This window comes from Xanthobacter cornucopiae (assembly GCF_043195065.2).
GTDB lineage: Bacteria > Pseudomonadota > Alphaproteobacteria > Rhizobiales > Xanthobacteraceae > Xanthobacter.
In genome coordinates this window covers 1,089,239-1,114,401 of the sequence record NZ_CM195531.1, presented here as the reverse complement: position 1 = coordinate 1,114,401, position 25,163 = coordinate 1,089,239, and the positions used below count along the sequence as shown (strand labels likewise).

Here is a 25,163-nt window from a genome sequence, read left to right as displayed (position 1 = left end):
GATGTCCACAGGGGGAAGCGACGCCCATCATTTTGGGCTTCACAAGCCCCGAACCGGTTGCTATATCGCCGGCCTCGGTCGCGAAACACTTCGCGGTCGAACTGGTCCCCGATAGCTCAGTTGGTAGAGCGTTCGACTGTTAATCGAATGGTCGCAGGTTCGAGTCCTGCTCGGGGAGCCATCTACCTGTTTCTAGCTGTTGACCAACGGCAGCTTCCCTTGAAAGCACGGTGTTTTGTTTCCAGGCGCGCGCCAGCGCATCTGCTTGTGTGCGTGCGGCCAGGAAATCTGCTGACATTCTGTATGGCATCGCCAACGCCAACAGAATGGATGCCAACACCACGGCACGCACCGAAGCCGCCCGCAAAGCCGCAAAGCCGCAAAACCGCAGGTGCGGCCCTACAAGCTCTCCGATGGCGAGCGCCCGAATCTCCGCGTGACGCCTGCCGTCGGCAAGCTCTGCCGCCTCGCCCATCGGTTCGGGGGAAAAGAGAAGCAGCTTTCCCGGAGCCATATGACAATGTGAGCCTCAGGAACACCCGCGAACGCCGGACGGGCGCCAGAAAGCCGCTGACACATCCGGGGCTGATCCCGCCGCAGTCAAGGCGGCCAGGACAGCCGGACAGGCCTCATCCGGGGACGCGCCACAGAATACCTTCGGCGTAATCGCCGAGTTTCTCGCCATGCCGGCGCCGCGGCCCGGACCTGCTCGACATCAGCCCGGAACACCACCCAGAGTGCATCTTCCCTGAGCGCGTCAACGGCCCCTGCCGCCTCCCGGCGGGAAGGGGAACGGGCCTTGGATTTCGCCCGCGAGGGCGCACCCGTCATGGTAACCGAGCCGGAGCGCCGCGCCCGTTCGATCGCACGCCTCCGGCGGCTGAGGGAGGCGCGCGAGAGGAGGGCATGGGCCTGATCATCCTCAACCCGGGAGGTGATCGGGTGAACACGTCGCGTGCCTCGGGGCGTCTCATGATGTCGGTGTTCAGCGCCGTGGCCGTCTTCAAGCGCGAGCTCCTCCTCAAGCGCCAGAAGGCCGACATCGCCAAATCGGAGAAGGCCCGACGCCTCGGCATCGGCGGGGCGAGCGTCTGTCAGATGCTTCGAGAGGGACCCGTGTCGCGGAAAGAGACCGGGTGGGGGATACCCCGCGAAACTGCGCATAGGTGATCGCTGTCACGCAGCGATACCGCTCGGGGACAGTCGAAACCCATTGATTTCGGCACCAGACGGGAAGCGCGATCTGATGACATCCCTCAGGCCCGTGTAAACCATGCTCTCAGGGAGTTGATTTCACTGCGCCGTGGACATTTTCGACGCGCCGCCCCCGATAATATGGCGGCCTCTTGCAACGTCACCCCAACCGTTCGACCGTGATGGTTGCCGAATCTCGCCAGTCGTACAGTTCTTGAGTCGCACAGCCATGGCCACCCCGTTCACAATTCGCATTTTCGTGCCGGACGGCGATCCAGAAGGACTGCGCATCATTGACCGCATGAACTGGACCGGGCTCGGTATTGCCTTTCCAAGGGAGCAATGGCCGCGCGTGAAACAGCGTGCCGAGTTCTCCCGGCCAGGGGTGTATATTCTCGTCGGCTACGCGGGGGATGATGACTTGCCGATGATGTATATCGGCCAGGGCGACGGCGTGCGGAACCGGATCGACGCCCATTTCGTCGCGAAGGATTTCTGGCATTGGGGCATCGCCTTCGTTTCGCATTCAGCAGGCGGCGGACTCAACCGAGCACATATTACATGGCTTGAATATGCGTTGATTGAGCGGGCCATCAAAGCCCGCCGAAGTCGGCTGGACAATGGGAACGCCCCCCTCTGAGCCGGGATTGTCGGAGGCTGAGAAGGCGGACACCAGCGGTTTTCTAGGTGAGATATTGCAGATCCTGCCTCTGGTTGGACTTCGGGCCTTCGAGCAGCCCCGAGCCGTCGGGCCGCAGGCAATGCCGGCCGCCATGCCGGTTGCACCGGCACCCGTCGCCGCGCGTCTCGTGGCCTCGTCCGATGAACCGGACACGGTGATCGTCCCCGCGCAGCGAGAGGGATTCGAGGCCGTCTTTCTCGGTGAAAATGCCTGGCGTGCCATCCGCATTTCCGGTGGCATGCTGCCGAAGATCAAGTTTGTCGCGGCCTATCAGACACAGCCCATCTCGGCTGTGACCCATATCGCGCCCGTGGCCAGGATTGAGCCCTACGGCGAAGCGGGCAAATACCAGTTGTTCTTTTCCGAACCCGCGCAACCCGTTTCTCCGATACCATTCGGAGCGGCCCCGCAGGGGGCGATGCAGGGCCCGCGCTATGTCTCGCTGAGGAAGCTCAAGGCCGCAGTCACGCTCGCCGAGCTTTTCGTCAAGGCTTGAGCACAGTCCTTATACCATCGGCCCCGGTCTTCGACCGGTGCCAAGTGGATTCGCTCAAGCGCCGCGCGGGCTTGACCAAAGGCCCATGAGTCGCGCTCATGGGCCTTTGGTATTATGTGTTAAATACGCCTCCCGCGCTTGCGGGCCTCTGACGTATCGCCGATGCGTCAAGACGCGCGCGGGACGTTCGGTGGCGCTATTCGGGGCGGGGCGTCGGAGCGGGGAGACCAGCCCTGTGTTCCTCCCTCCCCGCACGCGCGCCCTGGCCGCAGGAGGGCGCGCGTGTCGAGGCCTTCCTATGGGGTGGGCGCTGCGCCCGCCGGGGCGGGATCCGGGGCGTGCAGCTCGAAGCGGAGCATGGCTTCGCCGCCTTCGGTGGAGCGGACGCCAGGCAGTTCCTGGAAGCCGGCTTTCCGAAGGATCGCGTGGATGCGCAGGTTCTCAATGCGACAGCAGGCGTACAGCAGCCGCAGCCCCAGCCGCTCGAACGCCAGGATGCGGAGCGCATCGATGGTGGCCGCGGCATGGCCGTGGCCCCGTGCGTCGGGCGTTACCAGGATGCGGCCGAATTCCGCCGATGCCGTCTCCGGCTGCAAGTCATAGATGGCGGCCATGCCCACCGCCGTGTTTCCCGCATCGCGGATGACATAGGTGAAATCGTCGTCCCGGGCCCGCTGGCGCTGTGTCCAGCCGAGCTGACCCTCGCGGGTGAAGGCGGGACCGGCGAAGAAATAGGGGCGGATCTGCGGATGGTTGCGCCACGCCACCACCAGGTCGGCATGGTCCGCGTGCAGCGGCTCCAGCGCCACGGAGCTGCCCTTGAGGGGCTGGGGCTTCAGGGCCAGGCGCGCGTCGGATGAAAGCACGGCCATCATTGTCCTCCCCCTGCCACGGCGTCGAAACGCAGGCGTCCGGCGATGATCGGATAGGTGCGGCCTGCGTCGTGGCTGCGCAAGCCCTCGGCGCAGGCCTCCAGCGGGCCGCCGGACACCGGGCAACGCAGCAGCTTCGCCACCAGGGCGAGGAGCGGGCCGGGCTCCGCCTGGATGTCGAGCGGGGGCAGATCGCTTCGGGGCGCGTGCTGTCCGCGCTTGCTGGCGCACACCGTGACCGGGCCTCCGGGCAGGACGAGGTCGGCGAACTGCCGGTCGCCGGCCGCAAGCCCTTCCAGCAGGCGCAGCACCAATTGCTGCATTACCCGTGCCTGGGTCTGCGCGGCGTCGGCGAGGCCGGCCGCAGGCTCCATCTCGCGCACCAGCTGGCGCACCTGCGCCCACCCGTTCTCATCGGAGCTGACGCGCACGTCCTGTGCGTCAAGGCTGGCGAAGATGCGGCGATAGCCCTTCGCTGTCAGGCGCATGAAGTCGGTGCGGCTGGCATCCAGGGACAGGCGCTGCGGCGTGCGCAGCAGCAGCATCCCGCCCGGACGCAGCACGCGCAGGCATTCGGCCAGGACCGCGCCGGGCTCCAGGCTCGATTCAAAGCCGTGGGGAAAATAGATGCGGTCGATGCTGGCATCCTGGAACGGCAAGGCTTCGAACCGGGCCGTGATGAGGCCGCCGCCCTTCCAGTCGTTCGACAACGAGAGCATATAGCTGTGCTCGATCCGGCTGGACAGGCGGAGGCAGGTGTCCGGCGGTGGCGCGCGGTGGCGCTGCAGGTTCAGCGTCAGCAGACCGGGCTGGTTCAAGGCAGCGAAGGTGCCGGGCACCGGGCCTTCGCCCGCTGGCTGCTCCGCCTGGGCGGCCAGGATCGCCTCCTCGACGCCGGCGAGAAAGGTCGGGCCCGCCCCGGCGCGGGCGAGGGCCTCGAACAGGCCGGCCATGGCTGTGGCCACGTCGTTCCATGCGTCGTGTGCCCGCGGGTCCATGCCCGGCCAGGACTGGCCGAGCAGGAGGGCCCTGATGCGCCGGGCCTCGGCCGTGTGGGTGGTGATCTCGTCGGCGATCGTCATTGGCTCCACGCCTTTTGAACCTCGGTCGGCACCCTGCGTTCCCTCGCGCCGTGGCGTCACGCGGCAGGCGTGGGACGTTCCGCCGTCCCCTCCACGTGCTGGCCGATGTCGTACCAGAGGACACCCCTGACAAAGACATCACGGCGCACGCCGTCGACACTGACACCGACGCTGGCGCCGCCCGGCCCGGCCCGCAGCCCGACGAGCAGGCTGTGTGCCTCCACCTCGAAGCAGGCCGCCTCGGTCACGTTGCTTCGGGCCCGCAGGCGGGGCGGCAGGTGCGGGTATGCCGTGGCCCGCCAGCCGGTCGAGAAGCGCCCCGTCCGAATCCGCGCGCCATCGGGATCAGGGGAACGGAAGCCGAGCAGCAGGAGCTGCGGCCCCGGCGGAAGGGTAATCTCGATGCGGCGGCGCGGGGCTGGAGACAAGCGGGTCCGCGCGCTGTCGGCCGACCGATCCCGCCGCGTCCGCGCCGCCAGAACGTACGCATCCAAGAGCCGTGCCGCGATCTGCGTCTCGCCGCAATAGGCGAAAGCGGTGGCGCTTCCCTGTGCGGCGATGGCCAGGCGCTGGTCCATGGACAGGGACGCCACCTGCTGCAGCGCGGTGGCCAGCGCGGCGCTGTCGCGATGCGGCACCACGAAGCCGTTATGGCCGGAGATCAGGAGCGCCGCCGCGTCCCGCGAGCCGATCGCAATGACCGGGATGCGGGCATGAAGGGCGCCGAGCACGGCCCGGAAGCTCTCCGCCGTCTCTCCGCACGCCACGATCACATCGGCTGCCGTCCCCGCCAGCGGAACCATAGCGGTGTCCGCCAGAAGCGGCCAGCGGCGCCGCCAGGCCTCCAGCTCGTCCACGGTGAACGGCAAGGCGACCTCGACGCGCGCCGCGCCGCGCCACGCGTGCTGCCGCGTCTCCAGCAGGATCGCCTCGGCCAGCAGAGCCGTGCCGAATTCGCGGTCTTCCGGCGCGCACGCCAGGGCGAACCGCAGCCGCGCGGCGGGCGGCTCCGGTGGCGGGGGCGGATCGAGGGGAAAGGCCTGGGGGGACGGCAGCAGGTGCAACCCGAGCCCTGGAACGAGCCGCGCCGCCTCCGCCCAGCGCTGCGGCGTCTCGGCGATCAGTCCGTCGGGCCCTTCCACGCCCAGGGCGAAGCCGACACAAGCCTGTTCGGCGGCCGACGGCAGCCCCGCGACGGTCGGGAGCCCGCGCGCCGCCGCGGCGGCGATCCAGGGCGAGTCCGGCGTGTCGGCATGGAGGAAATCCGCGCGCGCGAGGGTCTGCGTGATGAGGCTCTCCGACGCGGCCGGCGGCGCCGTGACGACCTCGAAGCCGAAAGCTTCCAGCACGGGGGCAAGCGCCGCCGCGCGCGCCACCTCCTCCGCGAGCACGATGCGGGCCCGGCCCGAGGCCCGGGCCCGCGAGCGCAGCAGCGCATGCAGCGCGCCAGCGGTGTAGGTGGCCATGAACCGGAAGAACTGGCTTTCGGTGGCAAAGCGCGGCCGTGTCCAGGCCGCCGCCTGCTCGACCATGGTTCGCCGCGCACCGTCCGCCAGGCCCAGGGTGCGCTCCAGCGCCTCCCGCCACGCGCCGGGGCGGGAGGGAACCTTGATGCAGACATCATCGGGCACGGATGCGAAAATCCGCGCGTCGGAAGTGACCAGAACGGCGCCTGCGATCACAGAATCGATGAATTTCCGAGGAGACTTTGCCGTATAAAAGGCATGGTCGTCATTCTGGATATTGATGATGAAGTCAAATCCACGCCTATGGATGAATTCGTAGAATTCATGAAAAGTCAGCGCATTGAGGAACTCGATGTTGCCCCCGGCGAAATGGCCCTCGTAGCGCTGTCGGTCCTTGGGCCGGCTGAAGACGTTCAGCACCGTGGTGTCTGGATTATCGTCGAAGAAGGACAGAACCTCCTCGGCGAACGCATCCATCTCCTCGCTTCGCACCTGCTGGCTGAGAATGGCATAGCTGCGCCGCCGCCGCCGGGGCGGGAGCGCGGGGGCCAGCAGGCGTGCTTCGCTGTTGGTGCTCAGCGTCGCCACCCGCGGCGAAAGGGAGCCGATGCGCGCCCGGTGCGGATCTGAATAGACGAAGCTGAAGTCGGCATCGGCGATCTTGGCGCGCACGTTGCGGGTAAATTCACCTTCCGGTTGCCAGCCCGGGTCGTCGACCAGGCGCTCCATGCTGAGCAGGTCGTCGTCCATGCCGTAGAATATCGCGTCGCCGCGCGCCCGCGCCCGCGTCCGGGCGGTCTCGTCGAGCGGCTGGAAGGTGCGGAACTCGACCAGCGCGCGGGGTGGGTCCGTCCAGGCGTAGACCGGGGCGCGCTTGGTGAAGCGCAAGGCGATATGCTCCGGGTAGAGCCGCGCGAAGTCGGCGAAGGCGATCTTGGCGCTTGGGGTTCCGTCGGCCCGCCCCACGACATCCAGGTGGATGTGGTGGCCGGCCAGCAGCAGGCCGTTCACGGTGGTGCCGACGATCTCGCCCAGCGCGCAGCGACTGGCGATGAACGCACGCAGCACGCCATCGCACAGCACTTGCCGGTCGACGGCCTGCAGCGGCTCACGAATGTCCAGCAGGTCCAGGCGCGCCACCGCCTCGGGCGCGAGCTGCGGAGCAAGGGCGCGCCAATCGCGCAGCCCGCGCACCAGATCGGCGATGGAAATCGCCGGACCGGGGGCCGGCTCGTCGATGACCAGCACCAGGATCTCGTCCAGCCGCTGAAATCCGCCCACCTGCCGCGCCCGCATCCAGAAGTCGCGGGTGGTGACGCCATCCAGGACGACCCGCGGATCGAAGCCCCCGATCTTCGCGACGAGACCCCGCGGGTGGAGGCTGGCCGGCAGCAGCAGAGGCCGCGTCGATTCGTAGGTGAGCTGGTGCGGCTCATCGATGCCGATGCCGGCAAGACCGGCCACCGGAGCGCCGGGCGAGATGTCCTCCGGTGCCGGGACGCGCGCGCCGGTTGCAAACACCACGACCGTGTCCGGGCTCGCCGCGGCGGCGGCGCTATAGAGACAGGCGAGCGCCCCGGGGCGCAGCAACACAGTGTCAAGCTGGTAGCCGATGAAGCGTCCGGTGGCATGCCGCAGGCCGTCGTCCAGCCGCAGGCCCAGCAGGCCGCAATGGCGCGGATAGCGCACCACCGTCACCCGAGGGTCGCGGGCATGCCATTGCTGGAGCAGCGAGAAGGTGTCGTCGCCGCTGCCGTCGTCGATCAGCACGAGCTCGAACGCCACTCCGCGCTGTGCGAGGACGCTCTCCACGGCCCGTTCCAGGTGCGGGGAACGGCGCGGCCGCAGCAACGGCATCAGCACCGAGACATCCGGCCGCTCCCGGCTCCGGCGCGGAAGGAGGGTTTCTCCCGTCTGGAAGGCCGCCGCGGTGAGCATGACCGCCCTCAGGTCGCGTCGACGACGAACTGGCGCAGCACGCCGGCGACGCGCCGGGCATCGTCCTCCGCGACTCCCAGGTGCAGGGGCAGGGACAGCACCTCATCGCCCGCGCGGGCCGCCTCGGGACAGGTGCCCTGCGCCTCGATATAGACTTGGTACTGTGTGTTGTCGCGATAGTGCACACCGGGAAAAATGCGGTGGCCGTTCAGGAACGGGATCGCCGCGTCGCGCCGCGCGATCCGCACCTGATACAGGTGGCGCGACGACACCGTGTCGCGCGGCTGCGGAATCAGGCTGATGCCGGCGATGCCGGCCAGCTCCTCGTCATAGACGGCGCTGATCCGCCGGCGATGGGCATTGTCCGCCTCCAGCCGGCGCAATTGCACCAGGCCGAGCGCGGCCATGATGGAATTGCCGTGGTACTTGTAGCCGATCTCGTTCACCTCGTAGCGCCACTTGTAGTTGCCGCCGTCGAGGGTGCGCTGGAAAGTGTCTTTGTCGATGCCGAGCCACGACAGCCGCCGGGCGCGCACGTCGTCGGCCGCATCGGCGAAGCAGACCATGCCGCCGTCTGCAGTCCCGAGGTTCTTGACCGCGTGGAATGAAAACACCGTAGCGTCGGCGTCGAGGCCCGGCGCGCGCCCGGCCAGCGTGGTGCCCGCCTGATGGGCGGAATCGAGGATGAGGGAGAGGCCGCGCCGGCGGCACAGCTCCACGATGACCGGCCATTGCCCGGTGTTGCCGCCAATGCCGACAAACATCACCGCCCGGGTGCGCGGCCCGATCAAGCGCTCCACGGCGATCGGATCGAGGCACAGGTGCGTGTCGATGTCGGCGAACACCGGCTTCAGGTTTTCGTAGACGATGGCGTGGTTCGTCGAGACGAAGGTGAATGGGGTGGTGATGATCTCGTCACCGTCCTGCCAGCCGCCGCGATCCTTTAGGATCTTGACCGCCAGATGCAATCCCGAGGTGGACGAAGTGGGCATGGGGCAGGCCCGTGTACTCGGTCCAGGCCGTCTCGAATTCCACCGTCTTGAAGCCAAGGCCGGTCCAGCCCTTTTCAAGGCAGGTCCGGATTTCCGCGAGAGATGCTTCGACATCGAAATGTGGAACGAACAGGTGAATGTCGTGCATGTCCTGGCGACTCTTGGAGTCCCCTCGGAGGGCAAGTACCACCGCAGCCGACAGGGCCCCGTTGCTTGGAGGGCAAACGCGATTATGTGCCCGCCTGCCGGCCCTTTCGGGGCATGAACCGACCTACGTTCAACGCGCAATAGCTACCCGGCGACCTCCACCTGCGCAATCAAAAATCGCAACGCCAAACAGTTTCAATGTCGTGCCCAAGGCGAAGCCCGCACCGCCCGTCACCTGTTTGGAGCCCATCTGGAAATTCAGGGATGGGCATTTCTTCGGGCGAGATTTGCGCCCATGGCGACGAGGATGATGGCCATTGAGACGTCGATGCGGCGCTCTTAGTCGCGCACGAGGCGGCGCCATCGGGTCATCCAGCCGAAGGTGCGCTCGACGACCCGGCGGCGCGGCAGGACTTCGAAGCCCTGCGCGCCATCCCGGCGGCGGATGATCTCGACGACAAAGTCGAGAGAGGCGGCCTTGTCCATGAGCTTGAGCCGCTCGGAGGCGGCGTCGGCGAAAAGGTGTTTCACCGATGACATCCGGCTGATCCACGCGCAGAGCCGCGGGACCTATGGTGCACGCCGGATCCATGCGGTCCTGAGGGAGGCACGGTCGGCGCGCGGGCCGGTCCCGGATCGAGCGGCTCATGCGCCGCGCCGGCATCCGGGGCCTGGCCGTCTTTGCCAGGCCGCCATGCCAAGGAGCGTGCGGACCACCGACAGCCGCCATTCCGATCCAATCGCTCCCAACCGGCTCGCCCGCAAGCTGGTCGGCTGGTCCATGCGCGAGACATTGCACACACAGCGCGCTGGAGGCCCTCGCGATGGCCCTCGCGCGCCAGAGGCCGGCACCCGGCCTGACACTTGGACCGCGGCATCCAATATGCCGCCGAGGCCTGCCGCGGGGCCCTTGCCACCGCGGGCATCACCCCATCATGGCTCGACGACGTCCTGTCCGAGCCGGGCATCGGCGCGAGCGATCTCGGTCATGATCTGAACATGATCCGGGCGACGATCCACCAGTTCGGCAAGGTGTACCTCGGCGGGGAGGCCGCGCCATGAACGTCACCCCCATGAAGCGCAGGGCCCGTGCCGAACGGAAGCTGCCGCTCGCCCACAGCCCGATCCACTACCCCCTGGCGATCCAGTGCACGGACAAAACCCTCCTCGGCATGCTCGACCACTATGACGACCACGTGGTGGTGCGCGCCCTTACCGCGGAGAAGGAATGACGGAAGGTGAACGGCCGGCAAGAGCTGGTCCGCAAGACCCGCAAATACATCGCGGAGACCCCCATTGAAGGCTGCCGCCTGCTGCTGCGCGTCAACGGGCTCCACCATGCCACCGTCACCCGGACGCCGGGTGGGCTCATGGTCGACGTACCTCCGGTTCCGGCGGAAGACGTGGAATGAAGCACGTTGCGCAAAAAGGCAAACTGGCACTCGCTCAAGCCTCGCGGGAGCGTGCAGGCGGGAAGGAGAGAGCGGCGAGCGAATCGATGACAGGCAGCATGGAAGACATGCGGGTGGTGAGCCTCAAGGACAGCGCACATCTCACCGGCATCAGCCTTGCTACCCTCCGGCACCGGATCGAGGCCGGAGATGGGCCTCCCGGAGTGCGGATGTCCCCTCGGCGCGTTGGCATACGAGCAGGGGAACTCAGGAAGTGGCTTGAGGCGCGATAACGCCTCTTGCTTCCTATGTGCTTCCTGGTGTCGATTTCAGGGTGTCGATTTTCAGGAAGCGGAAGAATGCCTAAGTTTTTGTTTTTATTGGTGAGCCCGTCGGGATTCGAACCCGAGACCCCATGATTAAAAGTCACGTGCTCTACCGGCTGAGCTACGGGCTCACTCCCGACAGTGGTTAGGCCGGCGGCGGCCCACGGTCAAGGCCGGTGCGACGCGTGGAGCGGTTCCGAGGGCGATGCCTGTGAAAATCGTCGCGCCCGTTGACCCTCGCCGCCAGCCCTGCGCACCATGGCGGCCGGATGACCTCGACCCCCGGATCGCTATGCCCCTCAACAACAGCATCGCCGCGCGCGTCGAAGACATCGCGCAATGGCGCCACCATCTCCATCTCCATCCCGAGCTCCAATACGACCTGCCGCTGACCAGCGGCTTCGTGGCCGACAAGCTGCGGGCCTTCGGCTGCGACGAGGTGGTGACCGGACTCGGCGGCAGCGGCGTCGTCGCCGTGGTGCACGGCCGCGCCGCCGGCGCGCGCATGATCGGCCTGCGCGCGGACATGGATGCCCTGCCGGTGCGCGAGGAGACCGGCGCCCCCTATGCCTCCCTCACCCCGGGGCGCATGCATGCATGCGGCCACGACGGCCACACCGCCATGCTGCTGGGCGCCGCCCGCCACCTGGCCGAGACGCGCGCCTTCGCCGGCACCGCCGTGCTGATCTTCCAGCCGGCGGAGGAAGGCGGCGCCGGGGCCAAGGCCATGATCGACGACGGACTGTTCCGCCGCTTTCCGGTGGACGAGGTCTATAGCCTGCACAACCTGCCCGGGCTGCCCATCGGCCGCTTCGCCATGCGGGACGGCGCCATCATGGCCTCCGCGGACCGCATCGAGATCGAGGTTTCCGGGTGCGGTGCCCACGCCGCCCGCCCCGACCAGGGGGTGGACGTGGTGCTGACCGGCGCCGCCATCGTCGCCGCCCTGCAGCAGGTGGCGGCGCGCAATGTGGACCCGCTGAAGTCGGCCGTCGTCTCCATCAGCGTCTTCCATGCCGGCGAGGTGGACAACGTCCTGCCGCCGACCGCCCAGCTGATCGGAACCGCCCGCACCCTGGACCCCGACGTGCGGGCCCTGGTGAAGACGCGGGTCCGCGCCATCGCCGAGGGGATTGCGGCCGCCCACGGCGCCATCGCCCGGGTCGCGTTCTTCGATGGCTACCCGGTGACCTGCAATCATCCGGCCCAGGCCGCCTTCGCGGCAGAGGTGGCGCGGGAAGTGGCGGGCGCGGCGGCGGTGGACGCGGCGACCGCCCCGCTCATGGCCGCCGAGGACTTCGCCTTCATGCTGGAGGAAAAGCCCGGCGCCTATCTGTTCCTGGGCAACGGCCCCTCGGCCGGCCTCCACCATCCCGCCTACGACTTTGCCGATTCCGCCATCGCCTATGGCGCGTCGTTCTGGGTGCGGCTGGTGGAACGGGCGCTGCCGCTGGCCACCACCGCCAGCTGAGACGCGGCGCGCCACTCTTGCCCGTGGGGAGACTGTAATCGGCCTTCCCTAGGTCAAGAGAAACAGTCCCTTGTCTTCCGATGGGTCAATAGAATGGCGCGAACGGCGCCCACTCGACAATTTTTCGGGGACGTAGCAGTTTCCCCGCATGAAGAAAACCGACTTCTGGAACCCATTGGCCTTGCTCGCCGGCGGAACCGTCTTCGGAGCTGCGGCAGCCTGGAGCGCGATACCTGCGCTTTCCAGGCTCTCCGGTGACTGGCTCGGCTTTTATGGATCGGTCACCGGCGGTCTGGTCGGCGGCCTGCTGGGCGTTGGCGCCGGCGTGCTGGCCTGGACCGCCGCGCGCCAGCAGATCGAGGCGCAGACCCGGATGCTCGATCTCGCCACCGCAGAGCATCGCAGCCGGCTGCGCAAGATCCTGAACAACGTGCGCTCCACCCTGGCCGCGACCGAAGCCGATTTCACCGCCATCGGCAAGGCGGAGCCGGGGGACCGGAACTGGGCCACCCTGCGCCGCAGCTTCAACGAGGAGCATCAGGAGTTCAAGCGGCTGGCGACCGATCCCGACATCTGGCGCATCAGCGACGACCTGCACTTCCGCATCACCCTCATCAACCGCGGCATTCACCTGTTCAACAGCGCGTTCGCGGAATCCCCGGTGCCGGACCCGGGCACCCAGGAGCGCGAGACGTTCAACAAGCATGCCTCCTACATCACCAAGAGATGCCGGGAGTGCATCCGCATGATCGATTCCGAAGACACGCTGTAACCCTCCTCGCCGGCGCCGGCCGGGGGCCGGCCAGCAACGACGGGCGTGGCGCAGATTATGCGATATCTTCGCATTTCATTCGAAGCCGCCCGGCCAAACGCCAGCTTCGTTTGAAGAATGGCGAGAGATTCGCAGCATTAGCGCCTAGGCTCCTCGAACACTTCCACAGGTTCATGGGTCCATGACGGTCACCCCGCCCCTGCCCCGCGCCGCCGACGATGCCCGTGTCCTTCGCGCCGGCGCCGTGCTCACCATCGACCTGGCCGCCATCGTCCGGAACTGGACCACGCTGGCCGCCCAGGTCCGCCCGGCGCGCTGCGCCGCGGTGGTGAAGGCGGATGCCTATGGCCTTGGCGCCGCGCACGTGGCGCCGGCGCTGGCGGCCGCCGGATGCGACTCCTTCTTCGTCGCCCACCTGGAGGAAGGCATCGCCCTGCGGCGGATCCTCGGCCATTCGACACGCATCGCGGTGCTGCACGGGCCGATGCCGGGAACAGAAGACGACTTCCCCGCCCACGACCTCATTCCGGTGCTCAACTCGATGCCGCAAGTCGCGGCGTTTGCCGGACTTGCCCGCCGGAGCGGCCATCGTCTGCCGGCGATCCTGCAGAGCGACACCGGGATGGCGCGCTTCGGCCTCACTCTGGAGGAACTCGACGCGCTGCTCCCGGCCGGCACGCTGGACAGCCTCGATGTGGTGCTCCACATGAGCCACCTTGCCTGTGCCGACACGCCCGCGCACCCCGCCAATGCGGCGCAGCAGGCCGCGTTCATGGCCGCCCGCGCGCGCCTGCCCGGTATTCCGGCCAGTCTTTCCGCGTCGTCCGGAATCTTCCTGGGTCCCGCGTTCCATTTCGATCTGGTCCGCCCCGGCGCCGCGCTCTACGGCATCGCTCCCCAGGCGGGCCAGCCCAATCCGCTGCGCCCGGTGGTGCGCCTGGAAGGGCGTGTGGTGCAGGTGCGGCAGGTGCCGGCCGGAACCGCCGTCGGCTATGGGCATACCGCCACCACGTCCGCCGCCGCCCAACTCGCCACCGTGGGGGTCGGCTATGCGGACGGCTTCCTGCGCAGCCTGTCCAACGTCGGCAGCGCCTGGCACCGGGGCGTGCGGCTGCCGCTGGTCGGACGAGTTTCCATGGACAGCATCGTGCTGGACGCGAGCGCCCTGCCCGCAGGCACCCTAGGCCCTGGGGACCCAGTGGATCTGCTCGGCCCGGATCAGGACCTCGATGCCTTGGCGCGGGCGGCGGGCACCATCGGCTATGAGTTGCTCACCAGCCTCGGCTCCCGGTACGCCCGCCGCTACATCGGCGGGTGAGTCCCGCCGCCCCGCCGGCCGATCCCACGAGACAGGCGCCACCAAACCCGGGCTCGTCGGCACGCAGGCACCACCCGATCTCGTCAAACTCCAATGATGACACGTTAAATCTCAACATCATACCTGCCACGCCGGAAATTCAGCGCATTTCCCACAAAAGAGATAGGCATGAGCCGCGCATTGGACCTATGGTTAATGTCCATAGAATAAAACGTCGTGGAGGAGCCATGTCCAGCCTGTCGCCGCACGAGGTGATTCGAACCGCTGCGATCACCACGGTTCTATGCGCCCTCTGCATCGGGTGGATCCTCCAGTAGACCGGCGTCGCGGCGGCCGGGCCCCGGCGCCGCCGTGAAGGGCCATCCCTCGCCTCACCCGGACCGGCCAGGCCCGGCAGGAGCGCAGCGCTCCCTCGCTCATCAGGCCCCTTGACAGCCTCCGCGGCAGGTTCGGCCCATGACGGCGAGCCCCTTGCCCGATCTGCCGGCGCCCCACCCCCTCTTCGATCCCGTTCCTCCCCCTCCCGGCCTGCCGGCTGGGCCATGCTGGCCGCCGATTTGCATCGCGGGGGCGCGCGCGGAGAGGCGCCAGAATGGGCAAAGTGCCCGTCATCGGCTGTAAAGCCAAAGGCGAAGGATCTGAAGATGGCAGACTACAAGGTTACGGTGGAGCAGTTGCCGAGCGGAAAATGGGCGTGCTTCCTCAACGTCGAAGGTCATGACGAACCCATCAACCTGGGGCGCGAATTCAAGAACGATGAGCAGGCGGAAAATTGGCTCAACGTCTCGGAATCCGTGACAGCCATTGAGATGATGCTGCGCAAGGTCAAGAAGTGACCTTTGGCCCGGGTGGGACCCGGCCCACCCGGGCCCGGCTCCGCCGGTCGCAGGCCGGTGGATTGCGGCGGGCCGGTGCCGCTTTCGCCTGAAGTCGGAGAAGACCACGGCCGCAGGTGGCGCTGTGTTGCGTGTCCGACACCGGACCTGAAGGACAGCCCTGCTGACTGAAACCACCGACACGATGCCGCCGAACCCCTGCGGCGTCGGTCAAAGCCCGCCGGGCGCCAGCATCCGCTCAGTCCGTAATCTCTGCCTGGATGGACAGGATATCGTAGGCCGGGGCCTCCGGCGGGTTCGCATATCCGCTCACCCAGTCGCTCTGGCAGCCATCGGCCTGCGCCACGCGCCGCACCCTGCGGCCGATGTCGCCGCCATGAACGTGGATCACCACCGCCACCGCATCGTCGCGCCCGTTGACGACGGACACCGGCTCCCGCCCCGATCCGGTCTCCACCGCGCCAGCCGGCAAACGCCGGGCGGGTGCGCCCACGCCCCGGACCTCGCGGACCACCTCGCCCCGCAAGACGCCGCTGATCTCCCAGATCCCGTCCTGCAGGCTCGGCCAGCCCTGGCCCGGCGCGAGCACCGAGGCCGCCACGCAGAAGCGCTCCATGGCGTCGGCATAGAGCTCGAACAAGCGCGGGCCATCCCCCGGGGTGGCGAAGGCCGACGGCAGCCAGTCGTCCACGGCCACGAGGCGGCGCATGAGGTCGCTGCCGATGAACAGGATCTCCCGAGGACTGTCGGCCAGTTCCACCATGGACTGGATGTCCCAGATGAAACGCCTCAACGTCTCAGGCACACGCGCGCTCATCGCCGGCTCCCCCGGTCAAATCTGGTCATGACGGTGCGTCCCGGTGGCGGTGGCGGCCGGGCGGGGAGCGAGGTGAAGGGTGAGGAACGCGCCGGCGGCGCCAATCCCGTCGTCGTCCATGGCATGGCCGAGCCCCGGCCGCCGGACGCTCTTCGCCGGCACGCCAGCCGCCTTCAGCCGCTCCTTGGCGGCGGTCATGGCGGCGAACGGCACCACCGGATCGTCCTCGCCATGGATCAGCAGCACCGGAACCGCCGGCGCCACCCTTTCCGGCTCTGCTTCCGGGAGCGCCCCGGCGAAGCCGACCACCGCCGCCACCGGGCGGGACCGGCGCAACGCAGCGCACAGGGCCAGCGTCGCCCCCTGCGAGAAGCCCACCAGGGCGAGATGGCTGTCGGGCAGGCGCCGGGCCGCCAGCGCGGCGTCAAGAAAGGTGTTCAAGGCCGAGGCTGCCGCCATGATGGACGCCGGCCCCCGGGCCGGGTCCGCGTCGAACCAGGAGCGGCCCCCGCCCGGCGCCGGCCAGGGCGCCTCCGCGGCCAGGAAATCGGCCTTCGGCAGCGCGGGAGCCCAGTTGAGCGCCTGATCGATGATGGAGCGGCCATCGGCGCCCTCTCCATGCAGCAAAACCACCAGATACACCGGCTTGCCGCACGAAAGCGCCGCGATGCCCGGGCCCTCGGTGATCGCGCTCATGCCACCCCCCGCCGCGCGGCGAGAGGTTCCGTCGGCGCGCCTGTCCGGACCGGCCTGTTCATGGTCATCCTCGCTGCGATCCTATCCAGCATCAGTCCCGCCCGCCTCAGCCCGGGCAGGGCACCACCTTGTAGACGGCATCGGCGAACGGCTTGATGCCGGTATTGATGCGCAGCGGCGAGGTCCATGTCTGGTAGGTGACAATGCCGCGGGTGATGGCGATCACCTTGTAATTGTCAGGGCCCTTGGTCTTGTAGCACTTGCCGACCTGAATATCCTCTTCTTTCAAGGGCATGACTGACTTCCCTCCGTGCTGCGACCGGCCCCGGAAGAACCGGCGGCCCATCATGGGAAGGCCCATGCAATGCCCGTGCCTCACCCCGGCACGGCGACGCGGGACCGGCAGGGGCGCGACCGGCGCCCCTGCCGGTCCCGCCGGTTCGGTCAGCTCGCCGGGCTCTCGACCCCCAGCACCTTCTCGAGCACGCCAGCCGGGTCCGGGTCGCGCATCAAGGCGGTGCCGATGAGCAGGGCCTTGACGCCGAGCGCGCCGAGGCGGGCGCGGTCCTCGGCGGTGGCGAGGCCGCCCTCCGCCACCACCAGGGCCTTGCCGGCGGGCACCAGCGGCGCCAGCGCCTCGCAGGTGCCGGGCTTCAGCTCGAAGGTGTGGATGTCGCGATTGGTGAGGCAGATGAAGTCGGCGCCGGCCGCCAGCGCCAGTTCAAGCTCCTGCGGCGTGTGGACCTGCACCAGGGCGTCGAGGGCGATGGCCGCCGCCCGCTCGCGGAAGGCCCCGAGCTTGTCGCCCAGGAGCGCCGCCGACAGGAGAACCGCATCGGCGCCGGCGAGGCGCGCCTCAAGAATCTGGTAGACATCGAAGATGATGTCCTGCGCCAGCAGCGGCAGGCCGACCGCGCCGCGCACGGTGGCGAGATCGGAAGCCGAACCGCGGAACACCTGCCGCTCCACCGCCACCGAGAGCGCGCCCGCGCCCACCGCCTCGAAATCCTCAGCCAGCGCCTTGTAGGGCACCATGAGGCGGAAACCGGGATCGAACGGCGATCCACCCTTCAGTTCCGCGATGACCACCGGCACGCCGGTGTCGCGGAACTTGGCGGCCAGCGCCCCCTGGAAGCCGACGGTGAGCGGCAGCTCGCCGATCTTGCCCTGCATCTGGCCCAGGGAGCGGCGGGCCTTGGCCTTGGTGAGCTGATCCTTGCGCTGAAGGATGAAGGGCTTGAGACGGCTCGTTTCCGGCAATGGCATGGATGAAATTCCAAAACAGGTCGGGGTGGCGAACCCCCTTGAAAATGCGACGCCGGCCGAAAGCGTCACAGATTTCCCCTCACTTGGCCAGCCGCCCGCGCCGCCCCGGGGCTTTTCAGCGCCGGCGGGACAGGCCATCATGCTCGGGTTTTCTTGTTGCATTGGTGAGATTTTTGAATGTTTACGCGCGTCTGCAAAGCCGAAACCGTGCCCGAGGGTGGCATGCGGCTGGTCATCGCCGACAGCCATCTCATCGTCCTCGCCTGGCCTGAGGATGGTGAATTGAAGGCCTTCCAGGGCGTGTGCCCGCACACCAACACGCCGTTGTCCGATGCCGAATTCGACGGCCGCGTGCTCACCTGCCCCATCCATTACTGGACCTGGGACCTGACCTCCGGGGCGCCGCTGGAACCGCAGGAAAGCGCGCTCGCCGAATATCCGGTGAAGGTGGAAGACGGCATCGTCTATATCGACACCGAAGGCGTCTCCCCGCTGTTCGCCGCCCCTTGAGGCAGCGGGCCTTCTCCCCATTGGGCCATCGGCCGTGGCGGCAACGCGGATGCACCGCCACCAGGGGCCCGGAACCTGGCCCGACCGCCGGGGAGATGCCGCAATACCGGCGCGCTCCGCCCGTCATCGGCGGACGGCCGATTCGGCCACGGCCGCAGCGCGCGGCGAAACGTGCGCCGGCGTTGGCGCCACGGGCCGGGGGGTCCTATCGCGCGTCCTCGTCTCCCTTTCCGTCCACCGCCACGGCATTGCGCGCCTCCAGGCGAGCGATGTCGAGGAGGTAGGAGAGAGTCACGAGGCCGCTGCCGCGCGCCAGACGCGCCAACTCCTCCGTCAGGGCAGCGACGTAGGCCGCCACCGCGGCGGGCTCGCTCACCAGCGGCGGCTCGGATGACTTGCGCCCGTAAGCGGTGCCCCGAGGTGTCCTGTCGCCTGCTGTCTTGTCCATGGAGCGATCCTGCTAAGACCATCCAAACGGTCGAAGCCCATGGTCTTACAGGTTGATGTTCATATTAAAACATACTCAAGGTTGCATTCCGTACGGAACGTCATCCGGTGGCCCGCGGGGCCTTGGCATTTGACAGGCGCCGCCGGCGTGCCCATCTTGCAGCCCGCCTTTTTGGGAACCTCGAGGATGAAAGATGCCATTTCCATTGTGAAATGAGCATCCCATTCCGCGAGGCCCGGCCCCGGGGGAGCCGTCGGCGCAACGAGACCGGATCCGTCACCGGCCAGCGGCACGTGCCGCGCCCGGCGCGGTTCCATCTCCGGCCAGCGACCTCCAGATGGCGGCGCAAAGGGGGGTCCGCGCAATGGGGCCACGGACCAGAGAGAGACTTTATCGTCATGCAGGTCGTCATCGTCGAATCGCCGGCTAAAGCGAAGACGATCAACAAATACCTGGGTCCGGGCTATGAGGTGATCGCCTCCTACGGCCACGTCCGCGACCTGCCCTCCAAGGACGGCTCGGTGGACCCCGAGGCCGACTTCCGCATGCTCTGGGAGGTGGACCCCAAGGCGCAGAAGCGACTCAACGAGATCGCCAGCGCGGTCAAGGGAGCAGATGCGCTGATCCTCGCCACCGACCCGGATCGCGAGGGCGAGGCGATTTCCTGGCACGTGCTGGAGGTGCTGCGGCAGAAGAAGGCGCTCAAGCACCAGAAGGTCGAGCGCGTGGTCTTCAACGCCATCACCAAGCAGGCGGTGCTGGAGGCGATGAAGGCGCCGCGCGCCATCGACGTGGCGCTGGTGGATGCCTATCTCGCCCGCCGCGCCCTCGACTATCTGGTGGGCTTCACTTTGTCGCCGGTGCTGTGGCGCAAGCTGCCCGGCGCCCGCTCCGCCGGCCGCGTGCAATCGGTGGCGCTGCGCCTCGTCTGCGAGCGCGAGCGCGAGATCGAAACCTTCGTCGCGCGGGAATACTGGTCCATCCTCGCCCGCCTCGCCACGCCCCGCGGCGATGAGTTCGACGCCCGCCTGTCCGGCGCCGACGGCAAGAAGATCACCCGCCTCTCGGTGGGCACGGCGGAGGAGGCGAAGGCCTTCCGCGCGGCGCTGGAGAGCGGCCGCTTCCGCGTGCGCGCGGTGGAGGCCAAGCCGCTGAAGCGCCACCCCCAGCCGCCCTTCACCACCTCGACCCTGCAGCAGGAGGCCAGCCGCAAGCTCGGCCTCGCCCCGGCGCGCACCATGCAGATCGCCCAGCGGCTCTACGAGGGCGTGGACGTGGGCGGCGAGACCGTCGGCCTCATCACCTACATGCGAACCGACGGCGTGGACATGGCGCCGGAGGCGGTGGCCGCCACCCGTGGCGCCATCGGCAAGCAGTTCGGCGCCCGCTACCTGCCGGGCGTGCCGCGCAAGTACACGGTGAAGGCCAAGAACGCCCAGGAGGCGCACGAGGCCATTCGCCCCACCGATCCCGGCCGCCACCCGCGCGAGGTGGCACGCCACCTCGATGCGGAGCAGGCGCGTCTTTATGATCTGATCTGGACCCGCACCGTGGCCAGCCAGATGGAATCGGCCGAGCTGGAGCGCACCACCGCCGACATCGAGGCCAAGGTCGCCGCCCCGGCGGGCGAGCGCACCCTCGACCTCACCGCCACCGGCACGGTGGTGAAGTTCGACGGCTTCCTTGCCCTTTATCGGGAAGGCAAGGATGACGAGGACGACGACGAGGAGGGCCGCCGCCTGCCGGCCATGAGCGCCGGCGAGGGTCTCGACAAGCGCGAGATCACCACCACCCAGCACTTCACCGAGCCACCGCCACGCTATTCGGAAGCCTCCCTGGTGAAGCGCATGGAGGAGCTCGGCATCGGCCGGCCCTCCACCTACGCGGCCGTGCTGGCGGTGCTGCGCGACCGCGAATACGTGAAGCTGGAAAAGAAAAAGCTGGTGCCCGAGGATAAGGGCCGGCTGGTGACCGCCTTCCTGGAAAGCTTCTTCAAGCGCTATGTGGAATACGACTTCACCGCCGACCTGGAAGAGAAGCTGGACGAGGTCTCGGCGGCGCAGCTCGACTGGAAGCAGGTGCTGCGCGACTTCTGGCGCGACTTCTTCGCCGCCATCGAGGCCACCAAGGATCTGCGCGTGTCGCAGGTGCTGGACGCCCTCGACGAGATGCTCACGGCGCACATCTTCCCGCCCAAGGCCGATGGCACCGATCCGCGCCTGTGCCCCACCTGCGGCGCCGGCCGGCTGTCGCTGAAAATGGGCAAGTTCGGCGCCTTCATCGGCTGCTCGAACTATCCCGAGTGCCGCCACACCCAGCCGCTCAACGGCGACGGCACACCGGAAGGCGACGGCAAGCGCATCATCGGCGTCGATCCGGACAGCGGCGAGGAAGTCACCGTCCGCTCCGGGCGGTTCGGCACCTATCTGCAGCTCGGCGAGGGCAAGGACGGGGAGAAGCCCAAGCGCTCCTCGTTGCCCAAGGGCCTGGCGGCGGCGGACGTGGACCTCGACACCGCCCTGAAGCTGCTCGCCCTGCCCCGCGAGATCGGCAAGCACCCGGACGACGGGGAACCGATCCTCGCCGGCATCGGCCGCTACGGGCCCTATGTCCAGCATGGTCGCACCTATGCCAACCTCGACGGCGACGACGATGTGCTCAACATCGGCCTCAACCGCGCCGTGGTGCTGATCGCCGAGAAACAGACCAAGGGCCGGGGCCCGCGCAACGCGGCGCCGGCCGGTCGCACCCTGGGCGACCACCCGACCCTCGGCGGGGCCATCACCGTGCGCGCCGGCCGCTTCGGGCCCTACGTCAACCTGGGCAAGATCAACGCCACCTTGCCCAAGTCCATGGACCCGGAAGCCTTGACCCTGGCCGACGCCGTGACCCTGATCGACGCCAAGGCCGCCACCACGCCGGCCAAGGCGCCGCGCAAGGCCAGCGCCAAGACGGGCGCCGCGACGACGGGCGCAGCGACGACGGGAGCCACGGCGAAGAGCGCCACAAGGAAGGCCGCGTCCAAGGCCGGAACGAAGACCTCGGAGGCAGGCGGCGACGCCGGCGAAACGGACGTCGCCCCCAAGGCGCCCGCCAGGAAGGCGAAGGCCAAGACCACGACAACCAAGACCACGACAACCAAGACCACGACAACCAAGACCTCGACGACCAAGACAGCGTCCAAGGCCGCCGCCGGCAAGACGGCCGAAGCCGCGGCTTCGGCGGAAGCCGACACCGACGCGCCCGCGCCGAAGAAAGCGCCGGCCCGCAAATCGGCCAAGTCCGCCACCGCGTCGGACTAAGCGGAGGATTCCGGCCGGGTCCCGACCGGGCCGGTTCAGCGCGGGGCGGGCCCACCGGAGCATCGTCCGGAACCGTCCTGTGGGCGCACCGCACGACCGACCTCCGCCCGCCGGTGGTCGCGGCGGACGGGGACTGGAAATGGCGGGCTGGGACCCGGCGGCCTGGAGCCGGGCTCCTGGCATGGCGTCGAGGCCCGCTGGAGAAGACGAGGCCCGGCGGCGGCGCGCGGCTCCAGCCTTAGAGCGCCTCACAAAACGATTTGTTACCCTTATCTGGGCGAGCCTCGGGCATGGCCAAGACACTGTTGCCTGATGCCCTTTGGGCCGAGATCGCCCCTCTGTTTCCAATCGCTGCGCCGCGCCCGAAGGGCGGGCGGCCTCGCGTGGGGGACCGTGAGGCGCTGATCGGCGTCCTGTTCGTGCTCTACACCGCAATCCCTTGGGAGCGGCTGCCGTTCGAGGTGGCCGGATGCTCGGGCATGACCTGCTGCGCCGCCTGCGGGCCTGGCAGGACGCCGGCTTATGAGACAAGATCCATCGCCACATGCCGGAGCGCCTGACCCTCGCCGGGGAAGTCGGGTGGTCGCGCGCCAACCTGAACGCGTAGTCGGTTGCCGCAAAAAAGGGGGGCGACGCGATCGGGCCGAACCCGACCGACCGTGGCACGCCGGGCACCAAGCGACACATGGTGGTCGACCGAAGGGGCCTGCCTCTTGCCGTCGTCCTGACCGGAGCCAATCGCCACGACAGCATGGCGCTGACCACCGCCGTCGATGCGATCCATCCGGTTCGCCAACGGCGGGGCCGACCCCACAAGCGGCCCGACAAGCTCCACGCCGACAAGGGATACGACTTCGACCGTTGCCGGAACGACCTGCACAAGCGCGCCATCATGCCCCGCATCGCGCGCCGCGGCATCGACAGCAGCACGCATCTCGGCAAGCATCGCTGGGGGGGGGCGAGCACACCTTCGCCTGGATCAACCCGTTCCGCCACCTCGCCATCCGCTACGAGTGCCACGCCGACCTCTACCGCGCGTTCCTCGTTTTCGCCGCCGCTATCATCTGCTTGAGAGCCATCAGCAGGTTTTGTGAGGTGTTCTTAATCCATCGGGTCCGGTCCACGACCCCGCGCCAAATGGGTTGGCTCGGACGCCGCGCCGGCCTCTGGCATCACCTGTTCCCGGCAGGCTCGGATGCCCGGCCGCTCCGGTGCCGCCATTGACAGGACGGGTGGGGCCGATGGCGCCGTCGCGGCCATTCCCGCCTCAGACCAACGGCCCATGAGCTTGACTGCTGGGCCTTTGGTCAAGAGCCCGCGCGGTGCTTGAACGGACCCACTCGGCACCGCTCGAAGACCGGAGCCGATGGTATCAGGCATCGCAGCCATCCACGCCGGGGCGCGGCCGTCCGGTCCGGAGGGGCATGGCGGAGCGAGGCGGGACCCCCAGGGCACCCGACCAGCGGGCCGCCATCATTCGGCTCCGAGCCCGCCTTCGTCGGCGGCCACGCGCACGGCGCCGCGCAACGGCCGCTCCACCATGGTGGCCATGAAGGCGAGGCTTGCCAGCACCACCAGGGCGGCGGCGCCAAACACCACCTGGAACGCCGCGTCCAGGGATGGGCCGCCCGGCCCCCGGCCCAGCATCTCGATGCCACCGGAACCGCCGAGGCCGGCGATCGCCAGCAGAATGGCGCCGAGCACCGCCACAGCGGTGGCCCCGCCCAGCTGGCGGAAGAAGGTCATGATGCCCGTCACCGTGCCCATGCGGTGCGGCTCCACCGCATTCTGGATGGAGACCGTGCACACCGGCAGGATCATGCCGATGCCGATGCCCGTCAGGGCCAGCAACGCGCTGACCATGTCGAGCCGCAGGCCGCCCGCGCCCAGGGCCAGCCCGGCCAGCGCCGCCGCCGCCAGCACCCCGCCCGCCAGGGCCGGCAGCCGGTAATGGGCAAGGCGCAGCATGGCCCGCCCGGAGGCGGTGGCGCCGCACACCACGCCCCCCACCAGCGGAATGAGGCCGAGGCCGGACTGGCTCGCCGACAGGCCGCGCACCAGCTCGAGATAGAGCGGCACGAAGATGGACAGGCCCACCATGATTCCGGCCGCCGCGAACGCCGCCGGAATCGCCCGGCTCACCACCGGGTCGCACAGCAGGTCGAGCGGCAGGAACGGCTCGGCCGCCACCCGCATGCGCCACACGAAGCCCGCCCCCAGCGCCGCCGCCGCCGCCAGCAGGCCCAGGATCTCCACCGATCCCCAGGGATGGCGCACCCCGCCCCAGGACAGGGCCAGGAGCAGGCAGACATTGGCCGACACCATCAGCAGCGCGCCGGGATAGTCCATGCGGTGGCGCCGCTCATGGCGCGGCAGCCGGCGCAGCGCGCGGTCAGTGACCGCATAGGCGGCGATGCCGAGCGGCACGTTGATCCAGAAGATGAGCGACCAGTGCAGGTGCTGCGCCAGGGCTCCGCCCAGCACCGGGCCGGCGACGCTGGCGACGGCGAACACGGTGGCGATCTGCGCCTGATAGCGGCCGCGCTCACGGGGGGACACCACATCGGCGATGATGGTCTGCGACAGCGATATGAGGCCGCCGCCGCCGAGCCCCTGCAGGCCCCGCGCCAGGGCCAGCACGGGCAGGTTCGGCGCCAGCGCGCACGCCACCGAGGCCAGGGTGAACACCGCCACCGACACCAGCAGCATGACGCGCCGGCCGTGAATGTCGCTGAGCTTGCCATAGAGCGGCGTCGCCACCGTGCAGGCGAGAAGATAGGCCGTGACCACCCAGGACAGATTGACGAAGTCGCCGAACGCCTCACCCATGGTGGGCAGCGCCGTGGCGACGATGGTCTGTTCCAGCGCCCCCAGGAACATGGCCAGCATGATGCCGAAGATCACCCGCCGCACATCCCGGTGCGCCAGGGCCACCGGTGCGGCGGCCACGCCGTCGGGCAACGCGGACGGGGCGGAACAGGTCGCGCGGGGACAGGTCATCGGCGGGCCTTCGTGGCGGGCATCCGGTGGAGGCCGCGCGCCAGCCCGGCACGCGGCGCCACCCGGCGGAAAGACAGCCCATGGGCACAAGCCCCCGAGTCGGCGGGCGCCGAAGATGAAGCCCAGCGCCCGCGTGCACAA

The 25,163-nt window shown here is 68.6% G+C and carries 23 protein-coding genes, 2 tRNA genes and 3 pseudogenes; 15 read left to right on the top strand and 13 right to left on the bottom strand.

Features of this window, described 5'->3' with window-relative positions; genetic code table 11:
- The first annotated feature begins 105 nt into the window (after window positions 1-105).
- The 4 genes from V5F53_RS04990 (at window position 106) to V5F53_RS04975 (ending at window position 2,372) form a co-directional block, all read left to right on the top strand.
- Window positions 106-181, top strand: a tRNA-Asn gene (locus tag V5F53_RS04990).
- Window positions 182-906: 725 nt separating this feature from the next.
- Window positions 907-1,170: a recombinase family protein gene (locus V5F53_RS04985; RefSeq protein WP_393998464.1), complete on the top strand. Its 264-nt coding sequence runs from the start codon at window positions 907-909 to the stop codon at window positions 1,168-1,170.
- A 253-nt stretch (window positions 1,171-1,423) separates the two neighbouring features.
- Window positions 1,424-1,834 carry a GIY-YIG nuclease family protein gene (locus V5F53_RS04980; protein ID WP_393998465.1) on the top strand — a complete coding sequence of 137 codons (411 nt, stop codon included), beginning with the start codon at window positions 1,424-1,426 and terminating at the stop codon, window positions 1,832-1,834.
- Between the two features lie 7 nt (window positions 1,835-1,841).
- The gene (locus V5F53_RS04975; RefSeq protein WP_393998466.1) at window positions 1,842-2,372 is read left to right on the top strand and encodes a DUF8743 domain-containing protein; all 531 of its coding nucleotides are present in this window, start codon (window positions 1,842-1,844) and stop codon (window positions 2,370-2,372) included.
- A 296-nt stretch (window positions 2,373-2,668) separates the two neighbouring features.
- Here the strand turns inward: V5F53_RS04975 and V5F53_RS04970 are convergent, their stop codons facing one another.
- From V5F53_RS04970 to V5F53_RS04945, 6 genes and pseudogenes are all read right to left on the bottom strand, one after another.
- Complete coding sequence (locus tag V5F53_RS04970; RefSeq protein WP_509212932.1) at window positions 2,669-3,244, bottom strand: GNAT family N-acetyltransferase; 576 nt, start codon at window positions 3,242-3,244, stop codon at window positions 2,669-2,671.
- A complete protein-coding gene (locus tag V5F53_RS04965) occupies window positions 3,244-4,326 on the bottom strand; it encodes a methyltransferase domain-containing protein (protein WP_509212930.1) in 1,083 nt (360 codons plus the stop codon). The genes V5F53_RS04970 and V5F53_RS04965 overlap by 1 nt, the downstream gene beginning before the upstream one ends.
- Before the next feature lie 56 nt (window positions 4,327-4,382).
- Entirely contained in the window at window positions 4,383-7,730 is a 3,348-nt protein-coding gene (locus V5F53_RS04960) for a glycosyltransferase (protein WP_509212928.1), read from the bottom strand.
- Between the two features lie 8 nt (window positions 7,731-7,738).
- The gene (locus tag V5F53_RS04955; protein ID WP_393998842.1) at window positions 7,739-8,722 is read right to left on the bottom strand and encodes a DegT/DnrJ/EryC1/StrS family aminotransferase; all 984 of its coding nucleotides are present in this window, start codon (window positions 8,720-8,722) and stop codon (window positions 7,739-7,741) included.
- A complete protein-coding gene (locus V5F53_RS04950; RefSeq protein WP_393998841.1) occupies window positions 8,646-8,870 on the bottom strand; it encodes a hypothetical protein in 225 nt (74 codons plus the stop codon). Before V5F53_RS04950 ends, V5F53_RS04955 begins: the two co-directional genes overlap by 77 nt.
- A 257-nt stretch (window positions 8,871-9,127) precedes the next feature.
- Window positions 9,128-9,400 (bottom strand): annotated as a pseudogene (locus V5F53_RS04945) (transposase); the annotation flags it as partial.
- Between V5F53_RS04945 and V5F53_RS04940 the strand changes: the two are divergent.
- The 4 genes and pseudogenes from V5F53_RS04940 to V5F53_RS04925 form a co-directional block, all read left to right on the top strand.
- Window positions 9,369-9,805 (top strand): annotated as a pseudogene (locus tag V5F53_RS04940) (IS3 family transposase); the annotation flags it as partial. The pseudogenes V5F53_RS04945 and V5F53_RS04940 sit on opposite strands and share 32 nt — an antisense overlap.
- Before the next feature lie 122 nt (window positions 9,806-9,927).
- Window positions 9,928-10,101, top strand: a complete 174-nt coding sequence (locus V5F53_RS04935) for a hypothetical protein (RefSeq protein WP_393998286.1) — start codon at window positions 9,928-9,930, stop codon at window positions 10,099-10,101.
- Window positions 10,102-10,107: 6 nt separating this feature from the next.
- The gene (locus V5F53_RS04930; protein ID WP_393998287.1) at window positions 10,108-10,281 is read left to right on the top strand and encodes a hypothetical protein; all 174 of its coding nucleotides are present in this window, start codon (window positions 10,108-10,110) and stop codon (window positions 10,279-10,281) included.
- Complete coding sequence (locus V5F53_RS04925; RefSeq protein WP_509212926.1) at window positions 10,278-10,553, top strand: AlpA family phage regulatory protein; 276 nt, start codon at window positions 10,278-10,280, stop codon at window positions 10,551-10,553. The genes V5F53_RS04930 and V5F53_RS04925 overlap by 4 nt, the downstream gene beginning before the upstream one ends.
- Window positions 10,554-10,641: 88 nt before the next feature.
- On the opposite strand, the gene V5F53_RS04920 is transcribed toward V5F53_RS04925, so the two are convergent.
- Window positions 10,642-10,717, bottom strand: a tRNA-Lys gene (locus V5F53_RS04920).
- Window positions 10,718-10,878: 161 nt separating this feature from the next.
- Between V5F53_RS04920 and V5F53_RS04915 the strand changes: the two genes are divergently transcribed.
- The 4 genes from V5F53_RS04915 to V5F53_RS04900 all read left to right on the top strand — a co-directional run bounded on the left by V5F53_RS04915 (window position 10,879) and on the right by V5F53_RS04900 (window position 14,983).
- Window positions 10,879-12,057 carry a M20 aminoacylase family protein gene (locus tag V5F53_RS04915; RefSeq protein ID WP_393998288.1) on the top strand — a complete coding sequence of 393 codons (1,179 nt, stop codon included), beginning with the start codon at window positions 10,879-10,881 and terminating at the stop codon, window positions 12,055-12,057.
- Window positions 12,058-12,205: 148 nt separating this feature from the next.
- Complete coding sequence (locus V5F53_RS04910; protein WP_393998289.1) at window positions 12,206-12,829, top strand: hypothetical protein; 624 nt, start codon at window positions 12,206-12,208, stop codon at window positions 12,827-12,829.
- A gap of 181 nt (window positions 12,830-13,010) precedes the next feature.
- Entirely contained in the window at window positions 13,011-14,147 is a 1,137-nt protein-coding gene (alr, locus tag V5F53_RS04905; protein WP_393998290.1) for an alanine racemase, read from the top strand.
- Window positions 14,148-14,791: 644 nt separating this feature from the next.
- A complete protein-coding gene (locus V5F53_RS04900) occupies window positions 14,792-14,983 on the top strand; it encodes a hypothetical protein (RefSeq protein ID WP_393998291.1) in 192 nt (63 codons plus the stop codon).
- Window positions 14,984-15,221: 238 nt separating this feature from the next.
- Here the strand turns inward: V5F53_RS04900 and V5F53_RS04895 are convergent, their stop codons facing one another.
- From V5F53_RS04895 to V5F53_RS04880, 4 genes are all read right to left on the bottom strand, one after another.
- A complete protein-coding gene (locus V5F53_RS04895) occupies window positions 15,222-15,800 on the bottom strand; it encodes a cysteine dioxygenase family protein (protein ID WP_393998292.1) in 579 nt (192 codons plus the stop codon).
- A 15-nt stretch (window positions 15,801-15,815) separates the two neighbouring features.
- Window positions 15,816-16,496 (bottom strand): alpha/beta hydrolase, encoded by a 681-nt coding sequence (locus tag V5F53_RS04890; RefSeq protein ID WP_393998293.1) that lies wholly within the window; start codon window positions 16,494-16,496, stop codon window positions 15,816-15,818.
- Window positions 16,497-16,602: 106 nt separating this feature from the next.
- Complete coding sequence (locus tag V5F53_RS04885; protein WP_393998294.1) at window positions 16,603-16,791, bottom strand: hypothetical protein; 189 nt, start codon at window positions 16,789-16,791, stop codon at window positions 16,603-16,605.
- Between the two features lie 149 nt (window positions 16,792-16,940).
- Window positions 16,941-17,762, bottom strand: coding sequence for an indole-3-glycerol phosphate synthase TrpC (locus V5F53_RS04880; RefSeq protein ID WP_393998295.1), 822 nt, complete (start codon window positions 17,760-17,762; stop codon window positions 16,941-16,943).
- A gap of 177 nt (window positions 17,763-17,939) precedes the next feature.
- Between V5F53_RS04880 and V5F53_RS04875 the strand changes: the two genes are divergently transcribed.
- The gene (locus V5F53_RS04875; RefSeq protein WP_393998296.1) at window positions 17,940-18,272 is read left to right on the top strand and encodes a monooxygenase system ferredoxin subunit; all 333 of its coding nucleotides are present in this window, start codon (window positions 17,940-17,942) and stop codon (window positions 18,270-18,272) included.
- Between the two features lie 205 nt (window positions 18,273-18,477).
- On the opposite strand, the gene V5F53_RS04870 is transcribed toward V5F53_RS04875, so the two are convergent.
- The gene (locus tag V5F53_RS04870; RefSeq protein WP_393998297.1) at window positions 18,478-18,720 is read right to left on the bottom strand and encodes a hypothetical protein; all 243 of its coding nucleotides are present in this window, start codon (window positions 18,718-18,720) and stop codon (window positions 18,478-18,480) included.
- Window positions 18,721-19,118: 398 nt separating this feature from the next.
- Here V5F53_RS04870 and topA point away from each other — a divergent pair, with 398 nt between their 5' ends.
- Both topA and V5F53_RS04860 read left to right on the top strand, forming a co-directional pair.
- Window positions 19,119-22,022, top strand: a complete 2,904-nt coding sequence (topA, locus tag V5F53_RS04865) for a type I DNA topoisomerase (RefSeq protein ID WP_393998298.1) — start codon at window positions 19,119-19,121, stop codon at window positions 22,020-22,022.
- 290 nt (window positions 22,023-22,312) lie between these two features.
- Window positions 22,313-23,114 (top strand): annotated as a pseudogene (locus V5F53_RS04860) (IS5 family transposase); the annotation flags it as partial.
- Window positions 23,115-23,495: 381 nt separating this feature from the next.
- Here V5F53_RS04860 and V5F53_RS04855 read toward each other — a convergent pair.
- Entirely contained in the window at window positions 23,496-25,022 is a 1,527-nt protein-coding gene (locus V5F53_RS04855) for an MDR family MFS transporter (protein WP_393998299.1), read from the bottom strand.
- Window positions 25,023-25,163 lie beyond the last annotated feature (141 nt).

Coding starts and splice junctions, on each gene's coding strand:
- V5F53_RS04985 (WP_393998464.1), top strand. CDS start 907: ATGGGCCTGATCATCCTCAACCCGGGAGGTGATCGGGTGAACACGTCG.
- V5F53_RS04980 (WP_393998465.1), top strand. CDS start 1,424: ATGGCCACCCCGTTCACAATTCGCATTTTCGTGCCGGACGGCGATCCA.
- V5F53_RS04970 (WP_509212932.1), bottom strand. CDS start 3,244: ATGGCCGTGCTTTCATCCGACGCGCGCCTGGCCCTGAAGCCCCAGCCC.
- V5F53_RS04965 (WP_509212930.1), bottom strand. CDS start 4,326: ATGACGATCGCCGACGAGATCACCACCCACACGGCCGAGGCCCGGCGC.
- V5F53_RS04960 (WP_509212928.1), bottom strand. CDS start 7,730: ATGCTCACCGCGGCGGCCTTCCAGACGGGAGAAACCCTCCTTCCGCGC.
- V5F53_RS04955 (WP_393998842.1), bottom strand. CDS start 8,722: ATGCCCACTTCGTCCACCTCGGGATTGCATCTGGCGGTCAAGATCCTA.
- V5F53_RS04950 (WP_393998841.1), bottom strand. CDS start 8,870: ATGCACGACATTCACCTGTTCGTTCCACATTTCGATGTCGAAGCATCT.
- V5F53_RS04935 (WP_393998286.1), top strand. CDS start 9,928: ATGAACGTCACCCCCATGAAGCGCAGGGCCCGTGCCGAACGGAAGCTG.
- V5F53_RS04925 (WP_509212926.1), top strand. CDS start 10,278: ATGAAGCACGTTGCGCAAAAAGGCAAACTGGCACTCGCTCAAGCCTCG.
- V5F53_RS04915 (WP_393998288.1), top strand. CDS start 10,879: ATGCCCCTCAACAACAGCATCGCCGCGCGCGTCGAAGACATCGCGCAA.
- V5F53_RS04910 (WP_393998289.1), top strand. CDS start 12,206: ATGAAGAAAACCGACTTCTGGAACCCATTGGCCTTGCTCGCCGGCGGA.
- alr (WP_393998290.1), top strand. CDS start 13,011: ATGACGGTCACCCCGCCCCTGCCCCGCGCCGCCGACGATGCCCGTGTC.
- V5F53_RS04900 (WP_393998291.1), top strand. CDS start 14,792: ATGGCAGACTACAAGGTTACGGTGGAGCAGTTGCCGAGCGGAAAATGG.
- V5F53_RS04895 (WP_393998292.1), bottom strand. CDS start 15,800: ATGAGCGCGCGTGTGCCTGAGACGTTGAGGCGTTTCATCTGGGACATC.
- V5F53_RS04890 (WP_393998293.1), bottom strand. CDS start 16,496: ATGAGCGCGATCACCGAGGGCCCGGGCATCGCGGCGCTTTCGTGCGGC.
- V5F53_RS04885 (WP_393998294.1), bottom strand. CDS start 16,791: ATGCCCTTGAAAGAAGAGGATATTCAGGTCGGCAAGTGCTACAAGACC.
- V5F53_RS04880 (WP_393998295.1), bottom strand. CDS start 17,762: ATGCCATTGCCGGAAACGAGCCGTCTCAAGCCCTTCATCCTTCAGCGC.
- V5F53_RS04875 (WP_393998296.1), top strand. CDS start 17,940: ATGTTTACGCGCGTCTGCAAAGCCGAAACCGTGCCCGAGGGTGGCATG.
- V5F53_RS04870 (WP_393998297.1), bottom strand. CDS start 18,720: ATGGACAAGACAGCAGGCGACAGGACACCTCGGGGCACCGCTTACGGG.
- topA (WP_393998298.1), top strand. CDS start 19,119: ATGCAGGTCGTCATCGTCGAATCGCCGGCTAAAGCGAAGACGATCAAC.
- V5F53_RS04855 (WP_393998299.1), bottom strand. CDS start 25,022: ATGACCTGTCCCCGCGCGACCTGTTCCGCCCCGTCCGCGTTGCCCGAC.